This window comes from Alkalihalobacillus alcalophilus ATCC 27647 = CGMCC 1.3604 (assembly GCF_000292245.2).
GTDB lineage: Bacteria > Bacillota > Bacilli > Bacillales > Bacillaceae_D > Alkalihalobacillus > Alkalihalobacillus alcalophilus.
Window position 1 is genome coordinate 1 of record NZ_ALPT02000065.1, and the last position, 24,064, is coordinate 24,064.

Here is a 24,064-nt window from a genome sequence, read left to right on the forward strand (position 1 = left end):
AGTCTTCTGTCGGGAAATGATAAAAAACAAAAGTGGAAAATAATTGAATTCAGGACAAGTATACGGCAATTAAATGTGGAAAATTTTCTTTACGCTCATCAATCTTTTAAACGATGAAATAGATTGCTTGCCCTTCTAGTTTGAGGATGGTCTTTCTTGAAGTTTAACTATTACTCTGGAGATTTCTAGGACTCGCTCACAACTACTATAAACCCTTCCCTAGTCTTGCTGCTTTACATACCTTGCAATATCTCGTTCATTCTTTACAGCTTTTTGCCAGATGAAATCTTGGTCACTCTCTAAAGACTTTAGAGTTTCTAACATTTCCTTATGTGCATGCTCATTATCACGTTTCAAAATATTTACTGTATCTTTTAGCTCTCCCTGCTCTCTTTTCACTGTACCTAAGTCTGCTTTTATTCCTGTTATTTCACTTTTCACCCCTGTTATTTCACTTTTCATTCCTGTTATTTCACTTTTCATTCCTGTTATTTCACTTTTCATTTCTTCTTGTTCAGCCTTCATCGTACCTACCATGTGAATTAATTGTGATAACATGTCCTCAATCTTATTAAAACGTTCTTCCATTATCCTTTCACCTCCTTCACTAATAATATCAAATGCGTACGTACCTGTCATTACCCAACAATTGTTAGAATATGACAAAGAACACCCTCCTAGCGAGGATGCTTTCGTCATATTTCGAGGGCTGACAGGCACCTACATACGGCTGTTTTTTAATAATAAGTAAATAAAATATGGAGCACCTATTAAAGAAACGACGATTCCTGCTGGGATTCCATCAGGCTCTAATACATTTCGGCCAATTGTATCGGCTACGAGTAATAGCCATCCACCAAGTAGCATCGCAACCGGCAGAAAGTATTGATGTCTGGGGCCGACTAGTGCCCGTGCAATATGAGGGGCCATGAGTCCGACAAAGGCGACACCACCCGTTACCGATACGCTCACAGCGGCAATCGCAACGGCTGCCATTAATAAATAAGTACGTTCTTTTTGCAAGGGCACGCCTACCCCTATCGTCACTTGTTCACTTAACCCTAATACATTTAATTGATGGGCTTTATACAAAATGAACGGGATTAAAATCAAAAACCACGGTAATATTGATAATATGAGAGACCAATCGTATCCCCAAATATTTCCCGCCAGCCATCTTGCAATAAAATCCACCTTTTGACTTTCAGATGACGAAATTAATACAATCATTAATCCAGAGAGTGCCATAGAGAAACCAATCCCTGTTAAAATCAATTTACTTGGCTGAATTCCTCGCTTTCGTTCATAAGAAAAAGCATAAATAAGTAGAGCAGTTATCATCGCTCCGAAAAAAGCAATAATCGGTAATAAAAAGACAAAAATACCAGTGTCCAACGGATAAAATAAATAAAACAGCGTGATCGCTACACCAGCACCAGCATTGATCCCAATAATACCAGGATCGGCTAAATCATTTTTCGTTACCCCTTGTAAAATTGCTCCTGACAAGGCAAGACCAACTCCTGCCAAAAGCGTGATGATCATACGTGGTAAACGAATCGAAAAAAGCACGAATTCATCTTTAAATGAACCTTGTCCAAGTATCGTCGGAATTAAACGATCAATGGAAACAGAGGAATACCCCAAACTAATCGCTAATATTATCGTACATATTAATCCTATGAGAATAGCTGATAAAATCCATTTATAGCGCTTTTTATAAGAGTTTGTTACGATCATAATGCCTTCCCTCCTTTACGTACGATTAATAAAAAGAATGGAAGTCCTAATAAAGCAACAACCGCTGCTACAGGTGTTTCAAAAGGAGCATGAATCGTTCGTGCTGCTGTATCAGCCAATAACATAAAAAGCGCCCCGATTACGGCAGACATCGGAATAATCGCTCGATAATCCATTCCAACGATCACACGTACAATGTGTGGAATCATTAAGCCGATAAAAACGAGATTCCCTACTAATGAAACAGCTGCACCTGCTAAGATAACCGTAACAATAAATAGAACCATTTTGACAACAAAAGTTTTTTGACCAAGTCCTGTTGCCACTTCCTCACTTAAGCTTAAAATCGTCAACTGTTTTGAAAACAAGATCGCTATGATTAATCCACTCATTATAATTGGAATGACAAGGTTTAACTGTCCCCATGTGGTCCCTATTAGACCACCAGCCGTCCACATTGATACGTCTTTAGAAATTTTAAAGTATAAACCAATTCCTTCTGCAATCGCATGCAAAAAAGTAGAGATCGCAGCACCTGCTAAAATAATTCGAAACGAAGATAATCCCCCTTTTTGTGAGGAGCCGATTCCAAATACGAGTGAAGCACCTATCGCAGCACCAATAAAACAGGCAATCATTAAGCCAAAATAGTTTACAGCAGGTAACAAAGCAATCGTTAAGGCTAATGCTGCATTAGCACCGGCAGTTAGTCCGATTAGCCCCGGATCTGCTAATGGATTTCTTGTCATTCCTTGCATAATAGCACCTGCAACAGCTAGTGCTGCTCCTACCACAACAGCCGCGACTATCCGTGGAAGCCTAATTTCTTGGAGCATGACCACCACATTCGAAGTGCTTGTCCTAAACAACGCACTCCATACATCTTGTACACTCGTTTCTGCTGCCCCATAGGTTAAAGCCATAATAAAAGCAAAACCTGTTACAACAATTGCTAGTATTAATTTCACTGAAAATGTGAGAATTCTCTTTGACCCTTTTTCCATCTAATCTCCCTCACCATAAAAGCGAAGAGGAATTCCCTTTAGAGAATCCCTACCATGTGCTCCATTTTATTCACTTTCTAAAAAACTCTTCATAAAAAAATCTAGTTGGTACTCTAATGTTAATGGATCATTAAAGTAAAATTCGCTCGCATCTACTTGAAAGACACGATCGTTTTTCACAGCATCGATGTTTTTATACGTTTCTGTATCTTGGAAGGAGCCTTCCGTTTCTTCGGATTTACTAATGACTAAATAATCCCCTGCATATTCATCCAATACTTCCACAGATAAGGCATAATATCCATCAGCTAATGCCATTTCTTTCACTTTTTCAGGCATCTCTAGTTTCATTTCTTGATAAAGAATTTCGGTTCCACGTCCCCAATTGTCACCGAAGACATATAGTTGCTTGTCAAAGTTTTCAATCACTGAAACCGTTGCGTCTTCACCAATATAGGCTCTAATTTCATCACCAGCTTCTTGAGAACGAGCTTTAAAGTCATTAACCCACTCTGTTGCTTCCTCTTCTTTATTTAAAAGCTTGCCAATCTCAATATGCTGAGTTAAATAATCGACGGCATCGTATGTGTACGTTACAACTGGAGCAATTTGCTCAAGTTGATTTAAATTTTTTGCAGTGGAATAAGCAATGATTAAATCTGGCTCAAGCTCAATGATTTTCTCGAGATTTTCATCGGATACTTCCTCAATATTTTCAAGACGCTCAGCAAATTGAGGGTTTGTTTTCGTCCAAGAATCAACACCAACTAAAGGAACATCTAAAGCCATTACATTACCGGCAAATGCGAGTACGATAACTCTTTCTGGATTTGCAGGTACTTCAATTGGACCATTTTCTGATTCATACGTAATCGTCTCTACACTTGCTTCTGCTGAACTGTCACTTTCCTCTTCACTAGAATTTTCTTGAGAATCGGTTTGACCGCACGCACTAACGAGCAGTAGAAACAAGAATACGATTGTTATTCTCATAAATATTTTATTCACTTTTATTCTCCCCTTTAATGAAACTGTAAGTTAAATAGATTGGTTTATATGTAATTGGGTCATTTCCAATCAATGTATCCATATTAAAAAACGCTGTCAAAAACAAAGGATATAAATACATTGATAACAATTATCAGTATTAAACGCTATCAAGAATATAATCCTATTGAGAATGATTGTCAATATCTATTATAAGAAATAACTGAAAATAATTATCAATTTTAAACAAGGTCTATTATAAAAAATGTCTCTCAACCATAAAAAACTTTGACCATTTTAGTCAAAGCTTTTTATGCGTTCATTTCATAACTTATTTCAAACAATCTATTGGATTTTGATTAAAAATCATGAATTAATTTGGTGCAGATTCTACAACATCTCCATTGATATACACATCATAGAATCCAACTGTACCACTACCTCCACCATCAATTAAATCTTGACTTTGTGCTCTCAATTTATAGAAACCTTGCTCATGAGATTCCTCATGATACCCACTTACTCTACTGAACACAAGATCGTCATTATCTAGGGCTTCTTCTGCAAAATGAAAGGCTTTTTCTACTGAAAAAATCTTTTCAACATATTCGTCAAGTAATACTGTCCAAGTCTCAACACCAACAATTCCATCTTGTGTTAACCCCTTTTCAGCTTGTAACTGCCGAACTTGTTGGTCAGTCTGAGGACCAAAAACCCCATCAACGTTTGTGTCAAACCCAAAGTGATTTAACATCACCTGTACAAATTCCACTTCAAAAAACGTTTGAGGCCCTTTTTGGAGTATTGGCTGCTCTTCTGGTGACCATTCAAATAAGGCACTATAATTTGGTGTTATTAAAGACTCTGAAAGTTGAACCTGTTCATTTCCTGATTCAGTTTCCGAGGCTGCGTCAACGGTTTGAATAGTAAGTGATGCAGCTACAAGCACAATCGCGGGTACTAGGGCTAACCATTTCTTTTTCATAGAAATCTCCTCCTTGAATTGTTACTGACCTATACCCCTTTTGTACTTGCGAAACCATTTTTGTAAAGATTCACATCTTTTTTTATATTTGATCAATCACCTATTAACAATCTAACTTATTTGATTCCTTTAAACCGCTATAATCAAACGCTTGCTCTTTATTATCAAATCGAGCAAGACTTTGTACCAACCGTTCTTTCACACGCATTACAGTATAAACGATTGCTTCTCCTTTAATCGAGCGATCGCTTTCCAACCACGTCCCATGCTGTTCCAATACAATAGTACTTCCTTTTACAAATCTATTTTTGGTTGCCAATTGAAGGTTAGCTCTCTTCATCCATTCTCCTAACTCTTCATGAGAAAATAGTCCTTTTCCTTTTGGACCAATTATTTCTATTTCTTTAGCAGTCACCTCACTTAAACCTTTTAAGTTCTGTTTGTTAGACATATCCATCCATTGTTCTGCTGCCTCTATTGTAGCTTTTGTTAAATCATTCAACTTAAATTTCTCCTTTCATCCCAAAAAGTAATTGATAACATGTATAATCTATAAAATCTTGATGTGCCATATCGCCTTTTAAAACAAGTTCGTTATATATGATAGGGTCTTGGACTTGCATTACTTGAAGAGCTAGAAATCGTGAAGGGATATGATTCTTAATTAAACTTCTTTTACCTTCGTCTATTATTTGCGTTATACAATCAATTATCGCGGATTGAATAAATGAAATTTCTTCTCCTTTATCCTCCTTAAATAGTTCTCCCATATTCGGAAAACTAAGGACAACAAAGTTAAAGAAACTACTATCGAACAATACTTGAATTAAAGTTCTAAACTTATCATCAAACGACATCTTTTTTATATTTAAATCCTTTAACTGCTCTAATAAACTGGACATCTTAGGAGCAATAAGATTATAAACTAATATCTCTTTAGATTTATAATGAAGATACAAAGTACCTTTAGCAATATCTACCTCATCGGATAAGTCGCTCATTTTGAAATCAGCATACCCAATTTTCTTAATTAATTTTTCCGCTGTTGCAAGAATGAGCTCATTTCTCTCCCTAAATTTTATTTCTTTCCTTTTCATTTTGCACCTCCAAAATGACTTAATAGTCATTTTTGACTCACAAGTCATTTTATATAACTATTATTCAGAAGTCAAATTAGTCTATAACATCACTTCCTAAATGAAAACTAAGCGTTAACACTCACAATAAAAAGCCCAAGAAGACACCATGCCTCCTTGAACCTTCTGTTTTTTTCTCCTTTAAATTCCTACTCCGTCGCCAATTCCTCCTGCAATGAAGCTTCTAAATCTTCCGTATAGCCACCTAAAGTATAGATAACTTGTTTGATTTCGCCTTCAAATGGAAATGGGGCTTTATATTTTTTGCTGATGGGGCTTTGTTCGTTTTGATAGAATTGTAGACCGCCTCTTGAGAAGCCTAGTTTATCGGTTTGTTTTATTGGTCCTTCGCCGATTAAGGTGTCCTCTTGTAAGAGCTTGATGATTCCTTCGTTATCGGTCGTTTTGATTAATTGAATGCGGACGGTCAGCTCTTCAGTTTTCGTTATTGGTTTGTGTGACTTGAACCATTACTTTGCCACGAAAAGTATCATTTCATTGCCAATGGTTGGTATGTCTAGATTTCTTTGTATATTACTTTCAACTTTCACTATTAGGGCCAGGAAAATAATGTATATTTATTTTTACTACATTTATAATTTGCAAACTTTGGGCAAGGTTATGAGGCGTATAAAAACTTCTGGCAAAAGTATAATTCAGTTTGAAATGTCACATTTTTCTTAACATAGCGCCTGATTATTAAAGAACATTTTCTTGTGCAGTATTCTTGTACTGCACAGCAAAGATCATATATAAGTGATAACCCTTGTTCCACTAAAGCATATTTCACTAACTAGCTGCCATAACGCGTTTTTTTTGGCAAATTATGCTTTAAAGGTACTTCCAAATGTAGTTACTGTATGTGTTAATCAGGAAATCATCATGATCGCTTACCCCTTATTGAATTTCTCAAGCAAGGAGCTATCTTGAATATATGAATTCATCATGCTTCCCCATTTCAAGTTTCGGTAGCCTAATAACCATTACCCCAAACTATGAAACAGAAAAACCACCCTTGGATGGTTTTGTTTATGGTTGATTGAAGAACGGTAATTACCTACTCGGCAGACTCTTTGCGGAGTGAAGGGAACACCTTCGAATACAATTCAATCTTCATTTCTTCAATACTAGTAAACCTCTTGCTTTTATCTGGAGAAATTGCTCTTGAAATAAATTCCTTCAATGCTTCATTGGTTTCACGATGATACCCGGTCGTTCGACCAGTAAGTATAAAATAAATTACTTTTCCAAGTGCATAAGTCTCGTGTCTCATTTCATAATTCTCGAAACCAACTGCAGTCAAGTCAGTGTAATCATTAATAGCTCCTTTGATTTCTGTTCCCTGTCTAGTCAAAGTGCTATTAGGTCGTTTTACCAAGCCAAAATCGGAGACCTTTAAGAAGGAAGCCCCATCGCCATAATGCTTCACTAAAATATTCGTGTAACTGATATCCCTATGAAGTATTCCTGTTGAATGAATATAGTCGAAAGCTCGAATTAATTGTTCTACATAAACTCTTCTTTTACTAAACATCAGTGTAGAATTGCTCCGGTTTATGTATTTAGATAATGTCTCATCTGCATATTCCATAACATACTCATTATTCTCATCTTCATAGGAATAAGCTTTGATGACAAACGGACTATCCAAGGTTCGAAGATCGTTAAATTCATTCTTAAATCGCTCCAGCTCATCAGGTCGCAAATCATCTTCCGCTCGCTTAACGGCGAAGTAAGAATTATAATGTGGATCTTTATACTTTAATACCTTTGCGTATGAACCCTTGCCAATAAATTTCAATTTTGCAATGGCACTTGGTATTGTGCCTGGAATTGTCATGGTATCAACTAAAGTAAAAATAGGCTTGTCCTCTATGATATCTATTGGTGGGAAATCCTCAGGGATAGGACTTCCTCCACTAGTAGATAGAAAAGATCTACATTTGCTCATAATTTCTTCATAGTAGCCATTAATCTCAAAAGCAAAGTCACCTTTAAGTGTAGCTTGTATTACTCTTTCCTGTTCAATTAAATCAATGAGATCTCGACTTGCATCTGCATTATAATGTCCTCCGCCGCTTGCGTAGCGTTTCTGGTTCATAAATGCAAACAGATCATTAAACTGCATATGAAATATTGCAAACAACTCTTTAAGCCTTTCATTAGCAATATTATCGTAGAACCCTCGGAAAAGAGCCACTTTATCTGATAGGTGTCTTGATGCCACTTGATTTAGTTTTAATTGTAGGTAGTTAGTTGGATCAGTAATATAGATCTCCTCCGTCAGTAATGTATCTGGGGATAATAACCACATTTTCATTATACTAAATAAATACTTTTTTTCACCACTTATTAGGGCAACTGTGGGAACTCATTGCAAATCTCATAGATATGTGTCGGGTGTTACATATAAAATGCCCTTATGGCTACCTCATAAGTAAATGGGGCTTCATAGCTGTGAATGGGTACGTTTCATCCTTGTAAGCTTCCGTTATTTGAATAATTTATTCAGATTTTAGCCATACAAAAGCCAAACGTCTCGCTACTTATTACCTATATATATTAGTTTCTTGAATTACATCTCTAATTTTCTTTCGGATTTCATTGGAGCAAACAGAGTCGCCTCTCTTATAGATATTATCAAATATTGCTGGGCTGACATACTTTCCAAGCTCTAATAATTCAGGATTAACAAATTCATCTTTATAAACTGCTTTTAAAAATCTGTTTAATCCACTGATAAGGACATCTGCAGATTGAATCCAAGGACTTTCCTTCGATTCCTTAAAACATATATTCTTTAAGTGACTAAAACCCATAAGAAGGCTTGAACCATCTGTCAGTGGAAATTCAAAGCGGTCAGGCTGTGAATATAATCTATACAGCTCTGCATACCCTCTTTCATAAGCCTTAGTTTTATCGTGTATAATCGAAAGGCGATGGTTTTTTGCACTTGCGTACTTCTCCAAAATCGTAATAAAAGAGATAAATGCTGGTACATTTAAACTTGCTCCTGCATTGTTGGGCAAGAAGGTGTGACTGCTTTTTTCGGAAGAAGTGTTATCCTCAATTGTGCTCAATGCTCCTGATAATTTATCCGCCAAGTCAGTTTCCCTCGCATCCCGTAAAGCCTCACAAATAGATTTCAAGGAGCCCTCCATCTGTTCTGGCTCTAATATTCGGTAAGCTTTCGCAAATTCTTCTAAGACTCCAAAAGGGAGCCTGTACACCTTTTCAGCAAGTCTTTTTTTCAAAAGGTTGTCGTAAGTATAGCGGTTATTCACTTTTTTGTTATATAGTGGGTCAAGAAAAGTCTCAATAATTTTTGCCGCGATGCAATATTTCTTTTCTGCAACAACTACCGTTTGTCTGCAACCAATCTCCCACAATTGATTAAAGAAGTTACTGAAATAAGCTTGATTGCGTTTATTTCCAGTTAGATTAGTACCTTTCAATTCCCCTTCAACTTTCAAGGTATGAGCTACATTTGCTATTAGCGTTGTGTCCCTCAATCGCGCATTCGGAACTATCCATCCTCCTACAACGTAGAACGGCTGATCTAAATCCAAGTAGTTGGATCCACTGTTTCCCGCCTCGTCAACAAATACAGTATAATGACCTTCGTGGAAAAAACAGCATTTTTTATATTTAAGTCCACTCCCACAAATGCAAGGGTCATTACGTCTAATGTTAGTCATAATAAAATCCTCCGTATTATATTTCACGAATCTCTTATTAAAATAATACCAGAAGATAGCAAACATTTGTTATTATTTCCCATAATTATAGCAGTCTTTGCTGCGTAGTATCCGTCTATTTCGCAATCTAGCATATATATTGGACCATACACAAGGAGACAGTCCATTAATTTCCATTAAATGTTCGTTGAAAATCAACGATTATTCCATCCCAAATTCAATCCTAACAAACCGCCTCACAATGGTTAGCATGAAGTGTCAGTAATAGATCCACTGCGTTACTACTTGGAGACTATAAATTAAATTCATCGACATCACCCGCTTTCTGGCTTTTCAGATCAATACGAACTAATATTTCTTTTGCTTTAGTATCTAATTCAGTTGTTAGTGATGAAGGCATCCTTAGAGATTCTCAAATGCTCTCCATCCGTTTTACGTGCTCCTTTAAATTTATCCTTTTCAAACATTCTTCGAATAATTTCCTCACTTACACCTAGTTTTTCAGAAACTTCACTTGGTTTGTAGTAAAGTTTATCTTCTTTAAATTTCGGGTTACCAGTATCTCCCACAGCAAGTAACGAGGCTTTCACTTTACTACGTGTATGCTTTTCCATAGTCAACCTCCACATAAGTAACATAATAGTTCTGTTCACTCAGAATTAATTCTACTGAAACCTCCATAATTTTCACAAAATACATTTTAAAGATAACCATTTCTATTACTTTATAAATTGGCTTTGTTATCGTTTAGTTTGATTTTAATACGGAAATTAGAACTCATTGATAACAAAATCAATTAAATTATATCATCAGCTGATAAATTAAATTGGTTTCGAACCTCTTCGTACGTGCCGCCTTTCTTAACTTGTTCAATTGCTTTAGCCAGTATTTCATCTTCACTATATGTATGTTTCTGTGCTTCTTTCATATCTAAATAACCTCTATCCAATTGTACCAAATCAACAATGAAGATTAACAGAGTCAACAAATAAAAGAAGAATGAGACGTGTATACTTCTTATGTCCCGTTCGTCACTCTTCCTCTATCCACTTTTTCATCGCTGGATCTTGCTTTATTATTTTTTCAATTATATTATAAAGTCCTTTGTCTTGGACGTTGGCTTTTCGTTCGTTCACATGCTTCTCTACTTCCTTTTTGAACTTTTTCATTCAAGTGTGTTCCCCCTTTTATTTTTCTAACGTATTCTTCCCTTGCTTTACGATTTCCAAAGATACGTGTAGCTAAATAACCTCGCAATCCTAGACGTACTAGAATATCATCAATAGAGATATTGATGTCCCTTAGATAGATCCATTTCTGACTTGATAGGTGTACATAGATTACGTAGCCACCCTCTGCCACGATTTCAACGATTTCGTGCCACAGAATAGTTTTCGATCACACCCTCCATAATGTTAGTTGCTACGTACCGTTTTTTCTATTCTTGTATAATCGATTTAAAATTAATTAAATATTTAATGATAATAATAATGAAATTCGGAAAGATAAATAAAAAAGAAAGGAGCTCTATAAAATGAGTATGCCAAACATTATTCGAATAATTTTATTGGTAGCCCCTTGGCTTTCAGTTCCTGTGATACCTATAAAATCCTTTAAGCAATTTCTTCCTGTTACTCTTTTTGCTTCAACGCTTGTAACTGGGCTATGCGCACTAGCAGTACCTTATAAATGGTGGGTTGTAGAAGGTGGTTTAAAAAATAAGTGATTACAGCCAACGAAATGTACCACCAGTGACATAGTTCTTACCACCGAATGACAAAGAATGTACCAGTAAGTGCCAAGGTATTTACCACCTCCCCTTCTGTATAATTATTGAGCACACCTGCGGGTGTGCCATTATTTATGTAGGAGGTATTTTTGTATGATTCATTATCGAAAGATATTGGAATTGCACGATGAGGGGATCAGCCTTAGGGGCATTACCGCAAGTACAGGTAACTCTCGTCAAAAAGTAACAGAGGTGATTAACCTAGCCGAAAAAAAGGGTTTAGTTTGTCCGTTAGAGGAAGAGATGACGGATAAATGGATTGAGGAATTTCTTTTTCCAGAGAAGACCTTAGAAGCTTCTGGCCGGCAACCATTGAACTTTGATTATATTCATGAAGAGTTGGCCAAGCCTAATGTGACACTTTCACTTCTTCATCATGAGTATGAAGCTGAATGTCGAGCGAATCAAAAGATTCCATATTCGTACAGGAGTTTTTTGCGTCACTATAGTAGGTACGCAGACAAGTACAAAGCTACATTGCGTATACGCAGGAAACCAGGTGAGATAATGGAAGTTGATTGGGCAGGTTCCACAGCTTTCATCATTGATAGAGACACTGGGGAGAAGGTTAAAGCGTATGTTTTCGTTGCGACACTACCATGTAGCCAATTCTCATATGCGGAAGCAACCTTATCGATGGATTCACAGTCATGGATTACTGCTCACAATAATACGTATAAGTATTTTGGAGGCTCTACGCAAATTGTAGTACCAGATAATCTTAAAACGAGTGTGACAAAACATACCACTCGTGAATTAATTTTAAATCCTACTTATAGGGAAATGGCTGACTACTACAATACGGTCGTAATGCCTGCACGGGTCCGTACCCCAAAAGATTATTCCGAAGTTTTTATTATCCCGAATCACGGCTGCTATGGATTATAACAGCCACGTTTCCGTATTAATCTTCGGGATAACTAATAATAGATTACCGTATTATTTTAAACCACAAAGTTTAAGGATCATATCCTCATTGCCTTCCCATAAAGGAACCTCGTCAGTAGAGTTATTACCAAGCTTGGCTGCTTTTTCAAGAGCATCCTTTATCATAGTGGTATCGGCTGAGGCGTATATGCTAGTTGTTGTAGAACTTACATGTCCTAGAAAATCCTTTATATAGGAAAGAGGGATACCAGACTGATACAAATGCATTGCCCGGCTATGCCTAAATAAATGTGCATGTACTCTTTTAGGAACTTCAGAACAAGATATTCTTGCCTGATTTGCATATTTTTTAATAAAGACTGAAACATTATCGGGTGACATTGCGCCTCTTTGCCCTTTGATCACAGTGTAAAACAGATAGTCTTCACTGTTTTTCGGATAAGTTGGATGGAACAGCTTTAGATATTCTTTTAAATGAAGTACGGTTTTCTCCATTAATGGAACCGCCCTAACCTTGTTTCCTTTACCAGTAAGATAGACGCATGGTATATCCAGATCGAGGCAAATATCCCTCAGCCTCAGGTCGAGGACTTCCTGTATGCGTCCACCGGTGTCATACATAGCTATCATAAAGAAACGATTCCGCAAGCCAAACTTATTTTTTACATCTGGCTGTATCAGAATTGATTTCAACGCATTCTGCGTCATATATGATATACCTATTTTTGAATTACGAAGAGCCGCAATGTCCTTAACATCCATATATATCGCAACTAGCGATGGTTCCTCAATTGCACAGTAATGTATAAAAGATTTTAATGCGGCGAGGCGTTGATTTCTTGTAGAAATACTACATTTCCTTAAAGATAGAAGCCATTCCAGAAATTCGTATACCAATGCACGGTTAATCATTTCAAAAGTAATCTTTGGAAAAGGAATTTGCTTTTTCTCCCATAAAAAAAGTCGTAATAGGTTTATCGTATCTCGATAAGCTTTGATTGTATTGGGGCTGTAGCACTTATTTCTAGGTAAGTATACTGTCAGGAAACTTCGTACATATTTAAAAAAGAAACCATCTATCGGCTTACTCATAATCCACCTCTGGAAGGAGACTTTCAGAAATACCACTGGATTTTTCGCGAAATATTGGGAAGAATTCCGGAACCAAATGCAAATAATAATCCGTATCCGCCTGGTTAGCGTGACCAAGATACATGCTTAGATATGGAAGATATGCATTAATATCCTTTCCCTCCTTTACCCATTGGTTCATGCGATTAACAGAGAAAGTATGACGAAAGTCATGAACTCTAGGAGGATTTCCTGTGCATGTCTTTGCGTCGTCAAGATTATCCCAGAACAAATGGAACCAGTAGTTAATCAGGCTACGATTATAGAAACTGCCTTCCTGATTTGGAAAAAATGCCATTCTATTAGGATATTGGAAACGAATTCTTTCGTCATATACCTTACATAGATGTAGCATATCGTCAGATAAATATATGATTCTATTTTTATGGCCTTTAGATTCTCTAATAGAGAGTGTACCCACTTCAAGATCTACATCCGATACCGTTAGTAATCTAGCCTCTGAGGATCGAAGTCCACAGCAATAAAGGAGCCTAAAAAATACAGGTATGACCAGATGGCGTCCTGGGCTGAAAGGGCTGACCTTGCAGGCATCTATTGCCTTAAAGAAAGCAGACAGTTCCCGGCTAGTAAATATATGTGGCACATAGCGTATCTGCTTTTTCGGTATATTGGATGGTATGACATACGCTTTAACCCCAATGCTGTTCATATACTTTGCCAACTGTCTTACAGGTGTAATTCTACGCAAAAGACCATTTGGGTGTTCATTTTCTCTTAACGCTGCCCAACTCATAGCAATATCGAAGGTTAATTTATGTTCATTAGGAAAGTGTTTTATGCAATATTCATCAAACATGCGAAGGAGTCTTCCTGAGCTGATATAAGGATATCCAAGGGAATGCTTCTGTTCAACTAGACCTTCCATATAGATCCCGAAGTTACTATAATAAGGATACTTCATAACAGTTCCTCCTTTGTAACTTCAATTCCCTGCAAGGTGAGGGCACATGCCTTCAGGTGTTTTCCGTCTGTTGAGAGATATACCTTGCTGGAAGACATGGAACCATGCCCCAATGTATTAGATATCACAGGAAGTGATATTTCCTGTGCCAACATCCTTGCGGCCACAGAATGTCGGAAGATATGGAATCCCTTCCGTTGATGGCCTGATTGACGGATGTTCGCCTTTTTCATAATGCTACAGCTGATGGCATAACAGTTGGAACGAGATAATTTCGTGTATGGTGACTGATATCTCAAAAAAACATAGGGAATACTGCTTTGAGGCCTTACATTTAATATATAGTCAGACAGTGCATTACCAACATCTGAAAGAATAGGTATCGTTAAGGGTCTGCCATTTTTCTGTTGTACAATGGCGATTGTGTTATTCCGCCAATCGATACTGGATAATTTTAGATTTGTAATGTCAACACTTCTAAGACCTGTACGCATTGCCAAAAGTATCATGGCATAGTTTCGTTTTCCTATGTCGGAAGAACGGTCGATGGCTTGAAGCAAACGGAACTCTTCGTCCTTTGTTATGGTTGGTACAACTGTAGTTTTTCTGGAACCACTGCTAGGTACAGCTAGAACCAATTTTTCTTTAGTCACCCTTTCTTTATACAGAAACTTTAGAAATGAACGAAGTGCAGACAGGACTGTTCGCATACTGGTGCTTTGATTAGACCTTGCTATATAAGGAATGAAATTTCGAACATCATCAAGCAGAAGATCAGATATATTTTTATTAAATTCTTGCTGTACATATTTTAAAAACTGCCTCGCTAGTGTCTCATAGAACCTGCGTGTACCATTTCCTTTCCCTGAACGGATAAGTCCTTTTGCATAATTGTTATGCAACTGCTTCATTTCGACAGGAAGGATGCCGTTGGCATCTGCCCAATGGGTTTTCCAACTGTAACTACCTGTTTCAAGTACTTCGAGAAGAATTAGTACAGAAAGGCGTTTGAGTTTATAACGCCATTCCTTAATCAGCCCTTTATCCAATTCATCTTTTGCTTCTTGCACAAAACGATTTGCCAACTCCTTTGAAAAGTATAACCGGCCATTTGATTCGAAAAAATGAATCAGTTCATTCCATGCTAATCCATACTGATAGACTGTAGATGCACTATGTTGAATTGGCTTTATTGCTTCCCTGGCTTGGGTAACCAACTCCGTTAATAAAATTTCTTTCATCTGTTTCGCCTCCATAATTAAATTAGGGATAAACCCAAAATCATTATGGTCATATTGGTAACAATTATTCCGAATATTTAACTGCTTTAACGTGGTATAAAGGTAAAACAAATAAATATTCGGGATAATAAAAACTTCGGAATAATCTTTTTTATCATGAATTCGGGATAAAAAAGATAAGGCAAGTGTTGAAGGGTCTGTTGGAGTTATCTCTACGTGGATTATCGCAGCATTAAGAAATACACATTGTTTTAGTATTGATGAATTGAACGAGGAAGTTCGGAAGAAATTAGAGGAATTCAATCAGCGTCCTTTTACTCGGAAAAAAGGATCTCGTTTGTCAGCATTTGAAGAAGAGGAGAAATTTGCCCTTTCTCCCCTTCCAGTTACACCTTATAAAATGTCTGAATGGAGAAAATTAAAAGTACGCCCTGACTATCATCTGTCGATCGAGAGCATGTTTTATTCTGTGCCATACGAATATATTAATCGAGAAGTAGAGGTGAAGCTTTCAGATCATCTCGTTGAAGTCTTTTTCAACCATATGCGTGTGGCATCACATAAACGATTATACGGGAAGTTTGGACAATCTTCCACCGTTCGTGACCATATGCCTGATAATCATAAGTTATACGTGGATCAAACGCCAGAGGCCGCAATGGAATGGGCTAAAAGTATTGGAGAATCAACCTTGAGCGTTATACGCTATCTTTTAGATACTTCACAAAATGAAAAACAAGCATTGCAGTCCATTTTTTCATTGAAAAAGGCTGAACGTCGTTACACTAAATATGAAATTGAACGTGCATGTAAAATGGTAATTTCTATGACTAAAAGACCAACGGTCAAAAGTATTCAAACGATTTTAAAGAACAATAAAAAGAATGATGCCGAGCAAGAATTGAAACGTACAACAGATATCAGCAAAAATAATTATGGCTTCACGCGAGGAGCTTCTTACTATGGGGGAACGGATAAATGATGAATGAACAAACATTAACCAAATTACATGAAATGAAATTAAGCGGAATGGCGGAAGCCTATAAGGAACAATCATCAAATAAAGATTTTCAAAAGATGAGTTTCGAAGAACGTTTTAGTTTACTCGTCGATTTAGAATATTCCCGTCGTAGGAGTAATAAGCTTCAACGCTTGATTAAGACAGCTACTTTTTTGAATTCAAATGCATGTATTGAAGATTTGGAATATCACGAAGACAGAAGACTAGATAAAGATTTGATATTAAAACTGGCTAGCGGTGCCTATATCCAAGAAAGCCATAATATTATATTGAAAGGACCTACTGGTTCGGGAAAAACATTTTTAGCAACTGCGTTTGGGGTATCTGCTTGTCGCCAATTCTATAATGTTAAATACATTCGTTTACCAGAATTATTAGATGAACTGTCTCTAGCAAAATTAGCGGCAGATGGAAGTTATCGGAAATTGCTCAAAAAATATACGAAAGTAAATATACTCATCCTTGATGAATGGTTACTGACAGATTTATCAACGGATGAAGCAGCAATTTTATTAGAAATCACAGAATCTCGTCATAAAGTAGCTTCTACTATTTTCTGTTCACAAATTGACCCTAGTGGATGGCATATAAAGTTAGGAAATGAAACAATTGCGGAAGCAATTCTAGACCGTATTATCCATGACTCTTATCAAATTCTAATAGACGGAGACGTTTCTATGCGTGAGCGTCATGGATTAGGAGGATAAGTGAATATGACAACTCTAACGAAAAAGGAACTAAAAAAGATGGAAGAATACTATTATTGGAGTGGTTACAAAGACTGGCACCCGTTCCCTAAAGAGCTAAAAGCAGAGATTATGAGTGTCTATGGTGAGGAGCCGTTTCCTCATACTTGGACGGAGCAGGATATTTGGGAGGGTTCCAGAAAAATGATCATTAACTACTTCGATAACAAATCTAATTAATTGAACGCCAAAGAAAAGTCCTACAAGATTATGTGAATATTAATCTGTAGGGCTTTTTTATTTAATGGTAAATACATTGGCGTTGTGTGGTAAAATCCTTGTCATTCGGTGGTAAAAAACTTGGCGAGAGTGGTAAATTCGAGTGGCCGTAATCAAAATAAGCTCCTTAATGACGGAAGTTTTATATTAGGACCCTTTTTTATTGGGACAATATGGATTTTCCACTTTACGTTTGGAAATTTCAAACGTTATCTATTAATAAACTTGCTCATCGATTTGTTTTTTTCTTACCCTTTAAACTGGATATTTCAAAGAATGAGACTTTATAAATTAGTACATTTTACACCAAAACAAATATTTTCTATATTTACATTGTTTTCATTAATGATTTATGGATATAAATTATTATTAAGTCGTTTAAAAATTTTTATTTAATAATATTTAGAGGTTGCCTCGTTTGGCAACCTCTTATTTACTTTCTATATATGGCTTGGGTAGTGACCGACAGATATGATGTAGTATGTTTGCCATATCTTTTTATATTTTAAGTGCTAACGAAACCTTAAATAGATGTTAGGTCCTGAGTAACAACCCACTATTAATTAGAAGATCTTGTAGGCTTCAAAAAAATTCAAGACCAATTCACAAGAAGGAGTATGAACTTTTTCCCACGCCTTAATTTCTAGCACTAATTTCTCTGAACATAAACTTTAACCAGTTTCTCTACTAACTTTTCCTTTAGTGAATTATGACCATTTTTTCCACACCATGACTGTAAATCCCGAATGAATTGTGAGTCGGTTGCGATAACTTCTAAAATTTGCCCTTTCCCCATTTCTTTCACTGCTTTCGCTACACTCATAATAGGTCCTGGGCACTGAAGGCCGCTAGCATCTATTTTTAAATCACAGTTAGCCTTTTTTATTTTGATTTTATAAAGCTAACCTACGAAGGAAGAAGATCTAGATAAAAAGATAAAAATAAATTATAATCATACTAAACTAATAGGAATTTGAGGTATTTATAAATGACTATTTTTAGTCTCTTTAAAGATACATGTCCGACTTGTAAACAAACACTACAACACGATAAGTCTGAAGCTTTAATAGGGCGAATTGTTAAACATTGCCCCGAAGGTCATTACGAAAAAGAATATCATCCAGCTTTAGAAACTTTTGTAGAGACAATTCGAAACTAGACACTATAATGTTGAATATAAAAGAGCTTGAAAAACAACCGAATCGAACATTCGGTCGTTTTTTCAAGCTCTTATCTTTCTTTATTAATGTATATCAGTGACCGTGTTCTTCTTCAGCAGCCATGGCTATAGCTTTCGTTTCATGAACAGTTCCATATGGATGCTGAGGTGGAGCATAGATAGAGTAAAGCTTAAGTGGTTGATTACCTGTATTGGTCAAGTTGTGCCATTTACCAGCGGGTATCACAATCGCATAATCGTCATAGACTTTTTCTTCAAATTCTAGTCGATCTTTGCTGTCACCCATTTGAACAATCCCTTGCCCTTGTTCAATCCGTAAGAATTGATCAAGATTTGGATGAATTTCTAAACCAATGTCCTCTCCAACATCAATACTCATCAAAGTGACTTGCAAATGATCTCCTGTCCATAAGGCGGTACGGAAATTGTTGTTTTGCTTAGTTATTTCTTCAATATCTACTACAAATGGCTCCGCTCCATAATCCATTAGCTCATTTGTGAGTTCATCATCTAATGAACTAAATCGTGTAGCGTTTTCTTGTTCACCTGTTAAAGCCCACATAAACACATTTTGAATTTGTGGATGCCCCGTAAGATGAGAACTCTTTTGATATTCTTCATACCCCTCTAATTCCAGCTCATAAGCCTTTTCTAAACCATCTCTATAACTATTAAAGGGAATTGTATCAATCTGATATATAGGTTGGATACCAGTAAGATTGGTATAAAGATTGGTGAAGTGTGTTAATTGAGCTTTGTTCCCTTCTAAAGCCTGAAGAATGCCCTTTTTATGCTTATTAGAAGGCGCAGCATTGGCTAACTGTCTATAAAACTTAATGGCTTTGGCCTCCCGTTTAATCCCTTCAAGTATTGCTTCAAAAGCTTGGTCATCCTGCCCGTGATGATTTCTTGTCATAAAGTCTGGATTATATATGGGTGTGTTAGCATTAGCGTAATATGGATATGGATTTGTGTTAGAATAATACATTTCATTCATTCCCTTCAATGGTTTATCAAACTTATCATATGCCTATGTGAAGAGAATGGACTACTAATGAATATACTTAATTAAAAAAGGGCTTTTGATTAGTTTAATGACTTTTTAGTATTTTTTGCATTAAAAAAAGAATAGAATAGGATCTACCTAATCTATTCTTTAGTGTAACTACTAAAGAAAAAATCATTATTGGCTTTTGAATTCACTCTGTTTTTTGACCGACAAATTGAATAACATGAGACAAGCCATTATGTAAGTCTCCTTCATGTCGGACGACCTCTCCAATAAAAAAGTGAACAATACGCCAATCAGAAAAGACATTTAGAAATTCTTCGGGTTTGTATAGAAGTTCTAATTTTTGAGGGCCACCACTATTATATGGTATTTGATAATGCGAATAGACTTCCGTAATAAAATAACCACCTGGTTTTACTGACTCTTTCACTCCTTGTAGTGTTTTCTTGCGTAACACTTCTGGAAAGTGCCCAAAAATACAGACGATCTCATCCCATATGTTTTGTTGCCAAACAGCTTCATTTAGATCAACCAGTTGCGTATTAACTTTTACACCTTTCTCATCTGCCAATTTATTCGTTTTTGATAAGCCTGATTCAGCATAATCCCAAGCTGAGACGTTCATTCCTTGTTCAGCTAAGAATACAGCATTACGCCCTTCACCTTCTGCAATAGCAAGAGCGTCACCTGATAATGGAAGTTTTCTCTGCATATCCGCTAAAAACACGTTTGGTTCTGTTCCATAGACGTAGCTCTCATTTTGAAAACGCGTGTTCCATGGGTTCATTGTCTATCTCCTAAGTTGTATTTTATAAAAAGTAACACCCTATAATCAAAATAGACATATAGGGTGAAAAACGATTAACGAATCACGACAAATTGGCCTGTCCCCAATACATTTTTCGTATAATCTATTTTGACATTATTGAAATAAACCTTATCTTTCTCAGAAATTAAAAATTGAATACCATCCTGTGCAATGATTACATCATTTTCTAAAGCTGACTCTTCCAGAGCCAGACGAAGTTGTGGTCCTCCTCAACCAATCCCCATAGTTAAACGGATAAAGGGTTCTACTCCTTGTTTAATTGTATGATTTAACAATGTCGCTTCTTTTATAAAATGTCTATCGAAATTTTCACTGATGTTGTACCTCCCTTTAAAGAAAAAGGGAACCACCCCGGTTCCCTTTTCTTTTATATTTAGCCTTTTTTAATCCAGAACCTAAATACACCATCTTCTTCCGTATCTGATAGTAACTCATGACCGCCAGACTTCGCCCATGCTGCTAGGTCATTTTTTGCTCCTTTATCAGTCGCATGAATTTCTAGCACTTGACCTGATTCAAGTTCCGTCATAGCTTTCTTTGTTCGAACGATTGGCATTGGACATGCTAATCCTTTTGCATCTAATACTCTATCTGAGTTCATTTATAAAACCTCCAGTTAATTATTTCTATTTTTTTATCGTTTGTTATCTTACTGCACAACGGTTTGGCCCAATTTCCATTTCACGTTGTTTCTCTTCATCTGGTGTAATTTTACCCATATTGGTTTCACGAATTTCTTGATACGCGTTTGGTTGTGGCGGTAAGTTTTCTGTCACCATTGATCTAAACTCATTTTCATCTTCAATGTTTAAACCATGATTTTGAGCAAATAATGTGCCTAGTTTTTCTGCAACACTTCCATCTTCATTTAACTCTTCGATGATCATAAAGTGAGCCGGTAAAACAATCAACTCTTCTGATAGTTCTCTATAACGCGTATAAAGCGACTCACGTAAATCTCCTACCCAATCTTCAGCGAGTCCTGCTAGGTCAGGTCTTCCAATGGAATCAATGAAGAGAATGTCTCCGGATAATAGGTATTTTTCATCGATAACAAATGAAGTCGATCCGATTGTATGACCAGGTGAGTATAGCGCATGAATGTTGATCGTTGAGTTTCCGATCACTACGTCATTCCCACCTTCAAGTGCCGCATATTCAAACACTACTTCACCAGCGTCTTTTGGAGGTAACCAGTAGGTTGCACCAGTTGCTTCCGCAATTTTTCTTCCTCCAGAAATATGATCAGCATGTAAATGAGTATCAAATACGTGTGTGATTTTTGCATTGATTTCCTTAGCAAAGTTCACATACACATCTGCCATACGTGTTGCATCGATAATCGCAGCTTCCCCATTTGAAACAACCATATAAGATAGACAACCTTTACCTAGACGGACAAATTGATATAGCTCACCACCGTCTTTTAGGTCCCCTACTTTAACTGGCTCTAAATATTCACTCCAAGTCTTCATTCCGCCTTCAAGATAAGAAACATCTAGTCCTTCATCAGACAACATCTCTGCTACCATCATCGAAGAACCTTCTTTCGCACAAACGACTAAGACTTCTTTATCTGCTGGAATTTTATCCATGATTTCTTCTACACCATCTAATAGTTCAAAATAAGGAATATTAAAGTAATCAAAGTTCTCTCCTTCAATCTTCCAATCAGCGAAATCCCCTTCATTACGAACATCTAGAATAAATAGCTCTTTCTTTTCGATTACTTTTCTTGCTATTTCTTTTGAATTCATTGCTTTTACTGTCATCATTTATACCCCCGATAGTATATTTTTCTTTAAAAAAATTTAATTAAAAGGTTAACGTTACATCCGCATCCTTGGCGAATTCTAAGAACGTAACGGCTCCACCCACTTCAATTCCATCAACAAATGCATCTTTTTCTAGCTCCATAACATCCATTGTCATTTGACAGCCAATTAGTTTAACCCCCCATTTCCTGAGCCATTTCCACAAGTTCAGGAATGGCTGGAACATTGGCTTTTTCAAAACCCTTTTGGTAATGCTCTTTCCCCTCTGGCATTGGTAATTGACTGTATGCTTCTTTATGAATTAGGTTTAGACCTTCAAAAGTAAAGAATATCGCTACCTCTTGGTCTGTTGCAGCTGCAGCTGTTGCTACATTGAATACTTTGTAGGCATCAAATAACCCACCATTGCTTGCGATAATCGCTAATTTTCTACTCATCTTCTTTCAACCTCCTATTATTTTTTCAATGCTGACATAATGCTATTTGGATCATAACCAACAACCCACTGGCCGTTCACTTCCGTTTGTGGAACCCCTAATTGACCTGTTTTTTCTACAAGTTGCTGCATAGTGGCAGGATTTGTTTCTACATTCACTTCTTGATAGGAAATGTTTTGATCTGATAAAAAGTTTTTTAACATCACACAATAACGACAGTGATTAGATGTATAAACAGTAATCTGATTCATGTTGCCCCCTCCTATTTATTAAGACTATCTGTTGGATGAGTCCATTCACTCATTCCAGGTACGACATTAATAACTGTTTTAAATCCAGCTTCTGTTAACTTTTGTGCGGCTAAATCACTACGGCTTCCAGTACGACACACAACATAAATATCTGCATCCTCGCTTAGTTCATTTAAACGATTCTCAAGTTCACCAAGCGGAATGGATTTTGCACCAGGAATATGATTGAAGGCATATTCAGCTGATTCGCGTACATCTAACACTAGAATACCTTCATTGTTAGCTAATTTCGCTTGAAGATCCTCGTTGTTTACAACATGTGGGTGTTTCTTCTCTTCTTTTTCTTCCCCAGTCGCCTTACGCAGATAATGTTTTAACACTTCACCCTCTTCAAGCGTTCCTAAATATTGATGTCCAGTGCTCTGTGCCCACGCCTTAATATCAGCAGTTGATCCTTTATCTGTTGCTTGAATTTCTAATACTTTTCCTGGTTCGAGCTCATTCATCGCTTTTTTTGTACGAACGATTGGCATTGGACATGCTAATCCTTTTGCATCTACTAGTTGATCAAATTTAATAGTTTCCATAAATAGTCCTCCTTAGAATGAATACCTATATAGGTATAATAAACTTCAAAAAATTTACTGAACATTACCTTCCCAGTTCATCATGCCTCCAACCATATTGGTAGCATGAAACCCGTGACTGGACAGAAACTCAGTGGCTCTTCCACTTCTAGCACCAGAGCGACAAACAATAATATATTCTTTCGTTTTGTCTAGTTCATGTAGACGAAATTCTAGTAATCCAAGCGGGATGTTTACACTCCCAGGTATATGCCCTGCTGCTACCTCATCCGTTTCACGAACATCAATAATATTCGGGTTAACGAGACGTTCTACTTCTTTAGGTGTGATTTCTTTCATAACCGATCTCCTCCTAACGTTAGTTCCAAGCGCTCATACCGCCTTTTACGTTTGTAATTTTTTTAAAACCCATTTTCCTTAATACTTTTGATGCTTTATTGCTACGCATTCCACTCTGGCAAATAACTACAACTTCTTTCTCTTTTG

At 36.7% G+C, this 24,064-nt stretch carries 31 protein-coding genes; 5 read left to right on the plus strand and 26 right to left on the minus strand.

Going from position 1 to position 24,064, the window contains the following annotated elements:
- Window positions 1–219: 219 nt before the first annotated feature.
- The 12 genes from BALCAV_RS15505 to BALCAV_RS22395 all read right to left on the minus strand — a co-directional run bounded on the left by BALCAV_RS15505 (window position 220) and on the right by BALCAV_RS22395 (window position 10,719).
- A complete protein-coding gene (locus tag BALCAV_RS15505; RefSeq protein WP_136446029.1) occupies window positions 220–666 on the minus strand; it encodes a nucleotide exchange factor GrpE in 447 nt (148 codons plus the stop codon).
- A 54-nt stretch (window positions 667–720) separates the two neighbouring features.
- Window positions 721–1,740 carry a FecCD family ABC transporter permease gene (locus BALCAV_RS15510; protein ID WP_003321927.1) on the minus strand — a complete coding sequence of 340 codons (1,020 nt, stop codon included), beginning with the start codon at window positions 1,738–1,740 and terminating at the stop codon, window positions 721–723.
- Window positions 1,737–2,744 carry a FecCD family ABC transporter permease gene (locus BALCAV_RS15515; protein WP_003321928.1) on the minus strand — a complete coding sequence of 336 codons (1,008 nt, stop codon included), beginning with the start codon at window positions 2,742–2,744 and terminating at the stop codon, window positions 1,737–1,739. Before BALCAV_RS15515 ends, BALCAV_RS15510 begins: the two co-directional genes overlap by 4 nt.
- 66 nt (window positions 2,745–2,810) lie before the next feature.
- A complete protein-coding gene (locus BALCAV_RS15520) occupies window positions 2,811–3,752 on the minus strand; it encodes an iron-hydroxamate ABC transporter substrate-binding protein (protein WP_003321929.1) in 942 nt (313 codons plus the stop codon).
- 352 nt (window positions 3,753–4,104) lie between these two features.
- On the minus strand, window positions 4,105–4,716 hold the full coding sequence (locus tag BALCAV_RS15525; protein WP_003321930.1) for a peptidoglycan-binding domain-containing protein: 612 nt from the start codon (window positions 4,714–4,716) through the stop codon (window positions 4,105–4,107).
- Window positions 4,717–4,819: 103 nt separating this feature from the next.
- On the minus strand, window positions 4,820–5,218 hold the full coding sequence (locus tag BALCAV_RS15530; RefSeq protein ID WP_003321931.1) for a hypothetical protein: 399 nt from the start codon (window positions 5,216–5,218) through the stop codon (window positions 4,820–4,822).
- A 1-nt stretch (window position 5,219) separates the two neighbouring features.
- Entirely contained in the window at window positions 5,220–5,813 is a 594-nt protein-coding gene (locus tag BALCAV_RS21280; RefSeq protein ID WP_003321933.1) for a TetR/AcrR family transcriptional regulator, read from the minus strand.
- 1,096 nt (window positions 5,814–6,909) lie between these two features.
- Window positions 6,910–8,172 (minus strand): protein kinase domain-containing protein, encoded by a 1,263-nt coding sequence (locus BALCAV_RS15540; RefSeq protein WP_003321934.1) that lies wholly within the window; start codon window positions 8,170–8,172, stop codon window positions 6,910–6,912.
- Window positions 8,173–8,401: 229 nt separating this feature from the next.
- A complete protein-coding gene (locus BALCAV_RS15545; protein ID WP_003321935.1) occupies window positions 8,402–9,550 on the minus strand; it encodes a DUF3800 domain-containing protein in 1,149 nt (382 codons plus the stop codon).
- Window positions 9,551–9,927: 377 nt separating this feature from the next.
- On the minus strand, window positions 9,928–10,164 hold the full coding sequence (locus BALCAV_RS15550; RefSeq protein WP_003321936.1) for a helix-turn-helix domain-containing protein: 237 nt from the start codon (window positions 10,162–10,164) through the stop codon (window positions 9,928–9,930).
- Between the two features lie 182 nt (window positions 10,165–10,346).
- On the minus strand, window positions 10,347–10,478 hold the full coding sequence (locus BALCAV_RS23130; protein WP_268746821.1) for a hypothetical protein: 132 nt from the start codon (window positions 10,476–10,478) through the stop codon (window positions 10,347–10,349).
- Between the two features lie 103 nt (window positions 10,479–10,581).
- On the minus strand, window positions 10,582–10,719 hold the full coding sequence (locus BALCAV_RS22395) for a hypothetical protein (RefSeq protein WP_160173428.1): 138 nt from the start codon (window positions 10,717–10,719) through the stop codon (window positions 10,582–10,584).
- Window positions 10,720–11,084: 365 nt separating this feature from the next.
- On the opposite strand from BALCAV_RS22395, the gene BALCAV_RS15555 reads away from it, so the two are divergent.
- Window positions 11,085–11,276, plus strand: coding sequence for a hypothetical protein (locus BALCAV_RS15555; protein ID WP_003321937.1), 192 nt, complete (start codon window positions 11,085–11,087; stop codon window positions 11,274–11,276).
- A gap of 156 nt (window positions 11,277–11,432) precedes the next feature.
- On the plus strand, window positions 11,433–12,227 hold the full coding sequence (locus BALCAV_RS15560; protein WP_003321938.1) for a DDE-type integrase/transposase/recombinase: 795 nt from the start codon (window positions 11,433–11,435) through the stop codon (window positions 12,225–12,227).
- 51 nt (window positions 12,228–12,278) lie between these two features.
- Here BALCAV_RS15560 and BALCAV_RS15565 read toward each other — a convergent pair whose 3' ends face one another.
- From BALCAV_RS15565 to BALCAV_RS15575, 3 genes are read right to left on the minus strand one after another with little or no spacing between them, the layout of a single operon-like run.
- Window positions 12,279–13,319, minus strand: coding sequence for a tyrosine-type recombinase/integrase (locus tag BALCAV_RS15565; RefSeq protein WP_003321939.1), 1,041 nt, complete (start codon window positions 13,317–13,319; stop codon window positions 12,279–12,281).
- Window positions 13,312–14,280 carry a tyrosine-type recombinase/integrase gene (locus BALCAV_RS15570; RefSeq protein WP_003321940.1) on the minus strand — a complete coding sequence of 323 codons (969 nt, stop codon included), beginning with the start codon at window positions 14,278–14,280 and terminating at the stop codon, window positions 13,312–13,314. Before BALCAV_RS15570 ends, BALCAV_RS15565 begins: the two co-directional genes overlap by 8 nt.
- Window positions 14,277–15,521, minus strand: a complete 1,245-nt coding sequence (locus tag BALCAV_RS15575; protein ID WP_003321941.1) for a site-specific integrase — start codon at window positions 15,519–15,521, stop codon at window positions 14,277–14,279. Before BALCAV_RS15575 ends, BALCAV_RS15570 begins: the two co-directional genes overlap by 4 nt.
- Window positions 15,522–15,858: 337 nt before the next feature.
- Between BALCAV_RS15575 and BALCAV_RS15580 the strand changes: the two genes are divergently transcribed.
- The 3 genes from BALCAV_RS15580 to BALCAV_RS15590 are packed head-to-tail and all read left to right on the plus strand — an operon-like array spanning window position 15,859 to window position 17,468.
- Complete coding sequence (locus tag BALCAV_RS15580) at window positions 15,859–16,503, plus strand: Mu transposase domain-containing protein (RefSeq protein ID WP_003324528.1); 645 nt, start codon at window positions 15,859–15,861, stop codon at window positions 16,501–16,503.
- Window positions 16,500–17,249 carry an IS21-like element helper ATPase IstB gene (istB, locus tag BALCAV_RS15585; RefSeq protein WP_003324530.1) on the plus strand — a complete coding sequence of 250 codons (750 nt, stop codon included), beginning with the start codon at window positions 16,500–16,502 and terminating at the stop codon, window positions 17,247–17,249. The genes BALCAV_RS15580 and istB overlap by 4 nt, the downstream gene beginning before the upstream one ends.
- Window positions 17,250–17,255: 6 nt before the next feature.
- Window positions 17,256–17,468 carry a hypothetical protein gene (locus tag BALCAV_RS15590; protein WP_003324531.1) on the plus strand — a complete coding sequence of 71 codons (213 nt, stop codon included), beginning with the start codon at window positions 17,256–17,258 and terminating at the stop codon, window positions 17,466–17,468.
- Between the two features lie 688 nt (window positions 17,469–18,156).
- Here the strand turns inward: BALCAV_RS15590 and BALCAV_RS21760 are convergent.
- The 11 genes from BALCAV_RS21760 to BALCAV_RS15640 all read right to left on the minus strand — a co-directional run.
- The gene (locus BALCAV_RS21760; RefSeq protein WP_326938320.1) at window positions 18,157–18,399 is read right to left on the minus strand and encodes a sulfurtransferase TusA family protein; all 243 of its coding nucleotides are present in this window, start codon (window positions 18,397–18,399) and stop codon (window positions 18,157–18,159) included.
- Window positions 18,400–18,760: 361 nt separating this feature from the next.
- Window positions 18,761–19,675 (minus strand): cupin domain-containing protein, encoded by a 915-nt coding sequence (locus BALCAV_RS15600; protein WP_003324535.1) that lies wholly within the window; start codon window positions 19,673–19,675, stop codon window positions 18,761–18,763.
- Between the two features lie 211 nt (window positions 19,676–19,886).
- Window positions 19,887–20,486, minus strand: a complete 600-nt coding sequence (locus tag BALCAV_RS15605) for a class I SAM-dependent methyltransferase (RefSeq protein ID WP_003324536.1) — start codon at window positions 20,484–20,486, stop codon at window positions 19,887–19,889.
- 415 nt (window positions 20,487–20,901) lie between these two features.
- Window positions 20,902–21,129 (minus strand): sulfurtransferase TusA family protein, encoded by a 228-nt coding sequence (locus tag BALCAV_RS15610; RefSeq protein ID WP_040324105.1) that lies wholly within the window; start codon window positions 21,127–21,129, stop codon window positions 20,902–20,904.
- 43 nt (window positions 21,130–21,172) lie between these two features.
- On the minus strand, window positions 21,173–22,300 hold the full coding sequence (locus BALCAV_RS15615) for an MBL fold metallo-hydrolase (RefSeq protein ID WP_004427575.1): 1,128 nt from the start codon (window positions 22,298–22,300) through the stop codon (window positions 21,173–21,175).
- A gap of 43 nt (window positions 22,301–22,343) precedes the next feature.
- Window positions 22,344–22,529 carry a DsrE/DsrF/DrsH-like family protein gene (locus BALCAV_RS23135; protein ID WP_268746822.1) on the minus strand — a complete coding sequence of 62 codons (186 nt, stop codon included), beginning with the start codon at window positions 22,527–22,529 and terminating at the stop codon, window positions 22,344–22,346.
- Window positions 22,477–22,740, minus strand: a complete 264-nt coding sequence (locus BALCAV_RS15620; protein WP_268746823.1) for a DsrE/DsrF/DrsH-like family protein — start codon at window positions 22,738–22,740, stop codon at window positions 22,477–22,479. Before BALCAV_RS15620 ends, BALCAV_RS23135 begins: the two co-directional genes overlap by 53 nt.
- A gap of 17 nt (window positions 22,741–22,757) precedes the next feature.
- Window positions 22,758–22,991, minus strand: a complete 234-nt coding sequence (locus BALCAV_RS15625) for a glutaredoxin family protein (RefSeq protein ID WP_004427582.1) — start codon at window positions 22,989–22,991, stop codon at window positions 22,758–22,760.
- An 11-nt stretch (window positions 22,992–23,002) separates the two neighbouring features.
- Entirely contained in the window at window positions 23,003–23,578 is a 576-nt protein-coding gene (locus BALCAV_RS15630; protein WP_004427585.1) for a sulfurtransferase TusA family protein, read from the minus strand.
- Window positions 23,579–23,632: 54 nt separating this feature from the next.
- Entirely contained in the window at window positions 23,633–23,917 is a 285-nt protein-coding gene (locus tag BALCAV_RS15635) for a rhodanese-like domain-containing protein (RefSeq protein ID WP_004427588.1), read from the minus strand.
- A 19-nt stretch (window positions 23,918–23,936) separates the two neighbouring features.
- Window positions 23,937–24,064, minus strand: a 128-nt coding sequence (locus tag BALCAV_RS15640) for a rhodanese-like domain-containing protein (protein WP_040324106.1), incomplete at its 5' end; no start/stop codon positions are given.

What these genes read in the sequence shown, in the direction of transcription:
- BALCAV_RS15540 (WP_003321934.1), bottom strand. Translation starts at nt 8,172, where the DNA reads ATGAAAATGTGGTTATTATCCCCAGATACATTACTGACGGAGGAGATC.
- BALCAV_RS22395 (WP_160173428.1), bottom strand. Translation starts at nt 10,719, where the DNA reads ATGAAAAAGTTCAAAAAGGAAGTAGAGAAGCATGTGAACGAACGAAAA.
- BALCAV_RS15575 (WP_003321941.1), bottom strand. Translation starts at nt 15,521, where the DNA reads ATGAAAGAAATTTTATTAACGGAGTTGGTTACCCAAGCCAGGGAAGCA.
- BALCAV_RS15600 (WP_003324535.1), bottom strand. Translation starts at nt 19,675, where the DNA reads ATGTATTATTCTAACACAAATCCATATCCATATTACGCTAATGCTAAC.
- BALCAV_RS15525 (WP_003321930.1), bottom strand. Translation starts at nt 4,716, where the DNA reads ATGAAAAAGAAATGGTTAGCCCTAGTACCCGCGATTGTGCTTGTAGCT.
- BALCAV_RS15590 (WP_003324531.1), top strand. Translation starts at nt 17,256, where the DNA reads ATGACAACTCTAACGAAAAAGGAACTAAAAAAGATGGAAGAATACTAT.
- BALCAV_RS15565 (WP_003321939.1), bottom strand. Translation starts at nt 13,319, where the DNA reads ATGAGTAAGCCGATAGATGGTTTCTTTTTTAAATATGTACGAAGTTTC.
- BALCAV_RS15560 (WP_003321938.1), top strand. Translation starts at nt 11,433, where the DNA reads ATGATTCATTATCGAAAGATATTGGAATTGCACGATGAGGGGATCAGC.
- BALCAV_RS21280 (WP_003321933.1), bottom strand. Translation starts at nt 5,813, where the DNA reads ATGAAAAGGAAAGAAATAAAATTTAGGGAGAGAAATGAGCTCATTCTT.
- BALCAV_RS15635 (WP_004427588.1), bottom strand. Translation starts at nt 23,917, where the DNA reads ATGAAAGAAATCACACCTAAAGAAGTAGAACGTCTCGTTAACCCGAAT.
- BALCAV_RS15630 (WP_004427585.1), bottom strand. Translation starts at nt 23,578, where the DNA reads ATGGAAACTATTAAATTTGATCAACTAGTAGATGCAAAAGGATTAGCA.
- BALCAV_RS15555 (WP_003321937.1), top strand. Translation starts at nt 11,085, where the DNA reads ATGAGTATGCCAAACATTATTCGAATAATTTTATTGGTAGCCCCTTGG.
- BALCAV_RS15615 (WP_004427575.1), bottom strand. Translation starts at nt 22,300, where the DNA reads ATGACAGTAAAAGCAATGAATTCAAAAGAAATAGCAAGAAAAGTAATC.
- BALCAV_RS15570 (WP_003321940.1), bottom strand. Translation starts at nt 14,280, where the DNA reads ATGAAGTATCCTTATTATAGTAACTTCGGGATCTATATGGAAGGTCTA.
- BALCAV_RS15545 (WP_003321935.1), bottom strand. Translation starts at nt 9,550, where the DNA reads ATGACTAACATTAGACGTAATGACCCTTGCATTTGTGGGAGTGGACTT.
- BALCAV_RS15550 (WP_003321936.1), bottom strand. Translation starts at nt 10,164, where the DNA reads ATGGAAAAGCATACACGTAGTAAAGTGAAAGCCTCGTTACTTGCTGTG.
- BALCAV_RS23130 (WP_268746821.1), bottom strand. Translation starts at nt 10,478, where the DNA reads ATGAAAGAAGCACAGAAACATACATATAGTGAAGATGAAATACTGGCT.
- BALCAV_RS15510 (WP_003321927.1), bottom strand. Translation starts at nt 1,740, where the DNA reads ATGATCGTAACAAACTCTTATAAAAAGCGCTATAAATGGATTTTATCA.
- BALCAV_RS15515 (WP_003321928.1), bottom strand. Translation starts at nt 2,744, where the DNA reads ATGGAAAAAGGGTCAAAGAGAATTCTCACATTTTCAGTGAAATTAATA.
- BALCAV_RS15610 (WP_040324105.1), bottom strand. Translation starts at nt 21,129, where the DNA reads ATGAACTCAGATAGAGTATTAGATGCAAAAGGATTAGCATGTCCAATG.
- BALCAV_RS23135 (WP_268746822.1), bottom strand. Translation starts at nt 22,529, where the DNA reads ATGTTCCAGCCATTCCTGAACTTGTGGAAATGGCTCAGGAAATGGGGG.
- BALCAV_RS15620 (WP_268746823.1), bottom strand. Translation starts at nt 22,740, where the DNA reads ATGAGTAGAAAATTAGCGATTATCGCAAGCAATGGTGGGTTATTTGAT.
- BALCAV_RS15605 (WP_003324536.1), bottom strand. Translation starts at nt 20,486, where the DNA reads ATGAACCCATGGAACACGCGTTTTCAAAATGAGAGCTACGTCTATGGA.
- istB (WP_003324530.1), top strand. Translation starts at nt 16,500, where the DNA reads ATGATGAATGAACAAACATTAACCAAATTACATGAAATGAAATTAAGC.
- BALCAV_RS15625 (WP_004427582.1), bottom strand. Translation starts at nt 22,991, where the DNA reads ATGAATCAGATTACTGTTTATACATCTAATCACTGTCGTTATTGTGTG.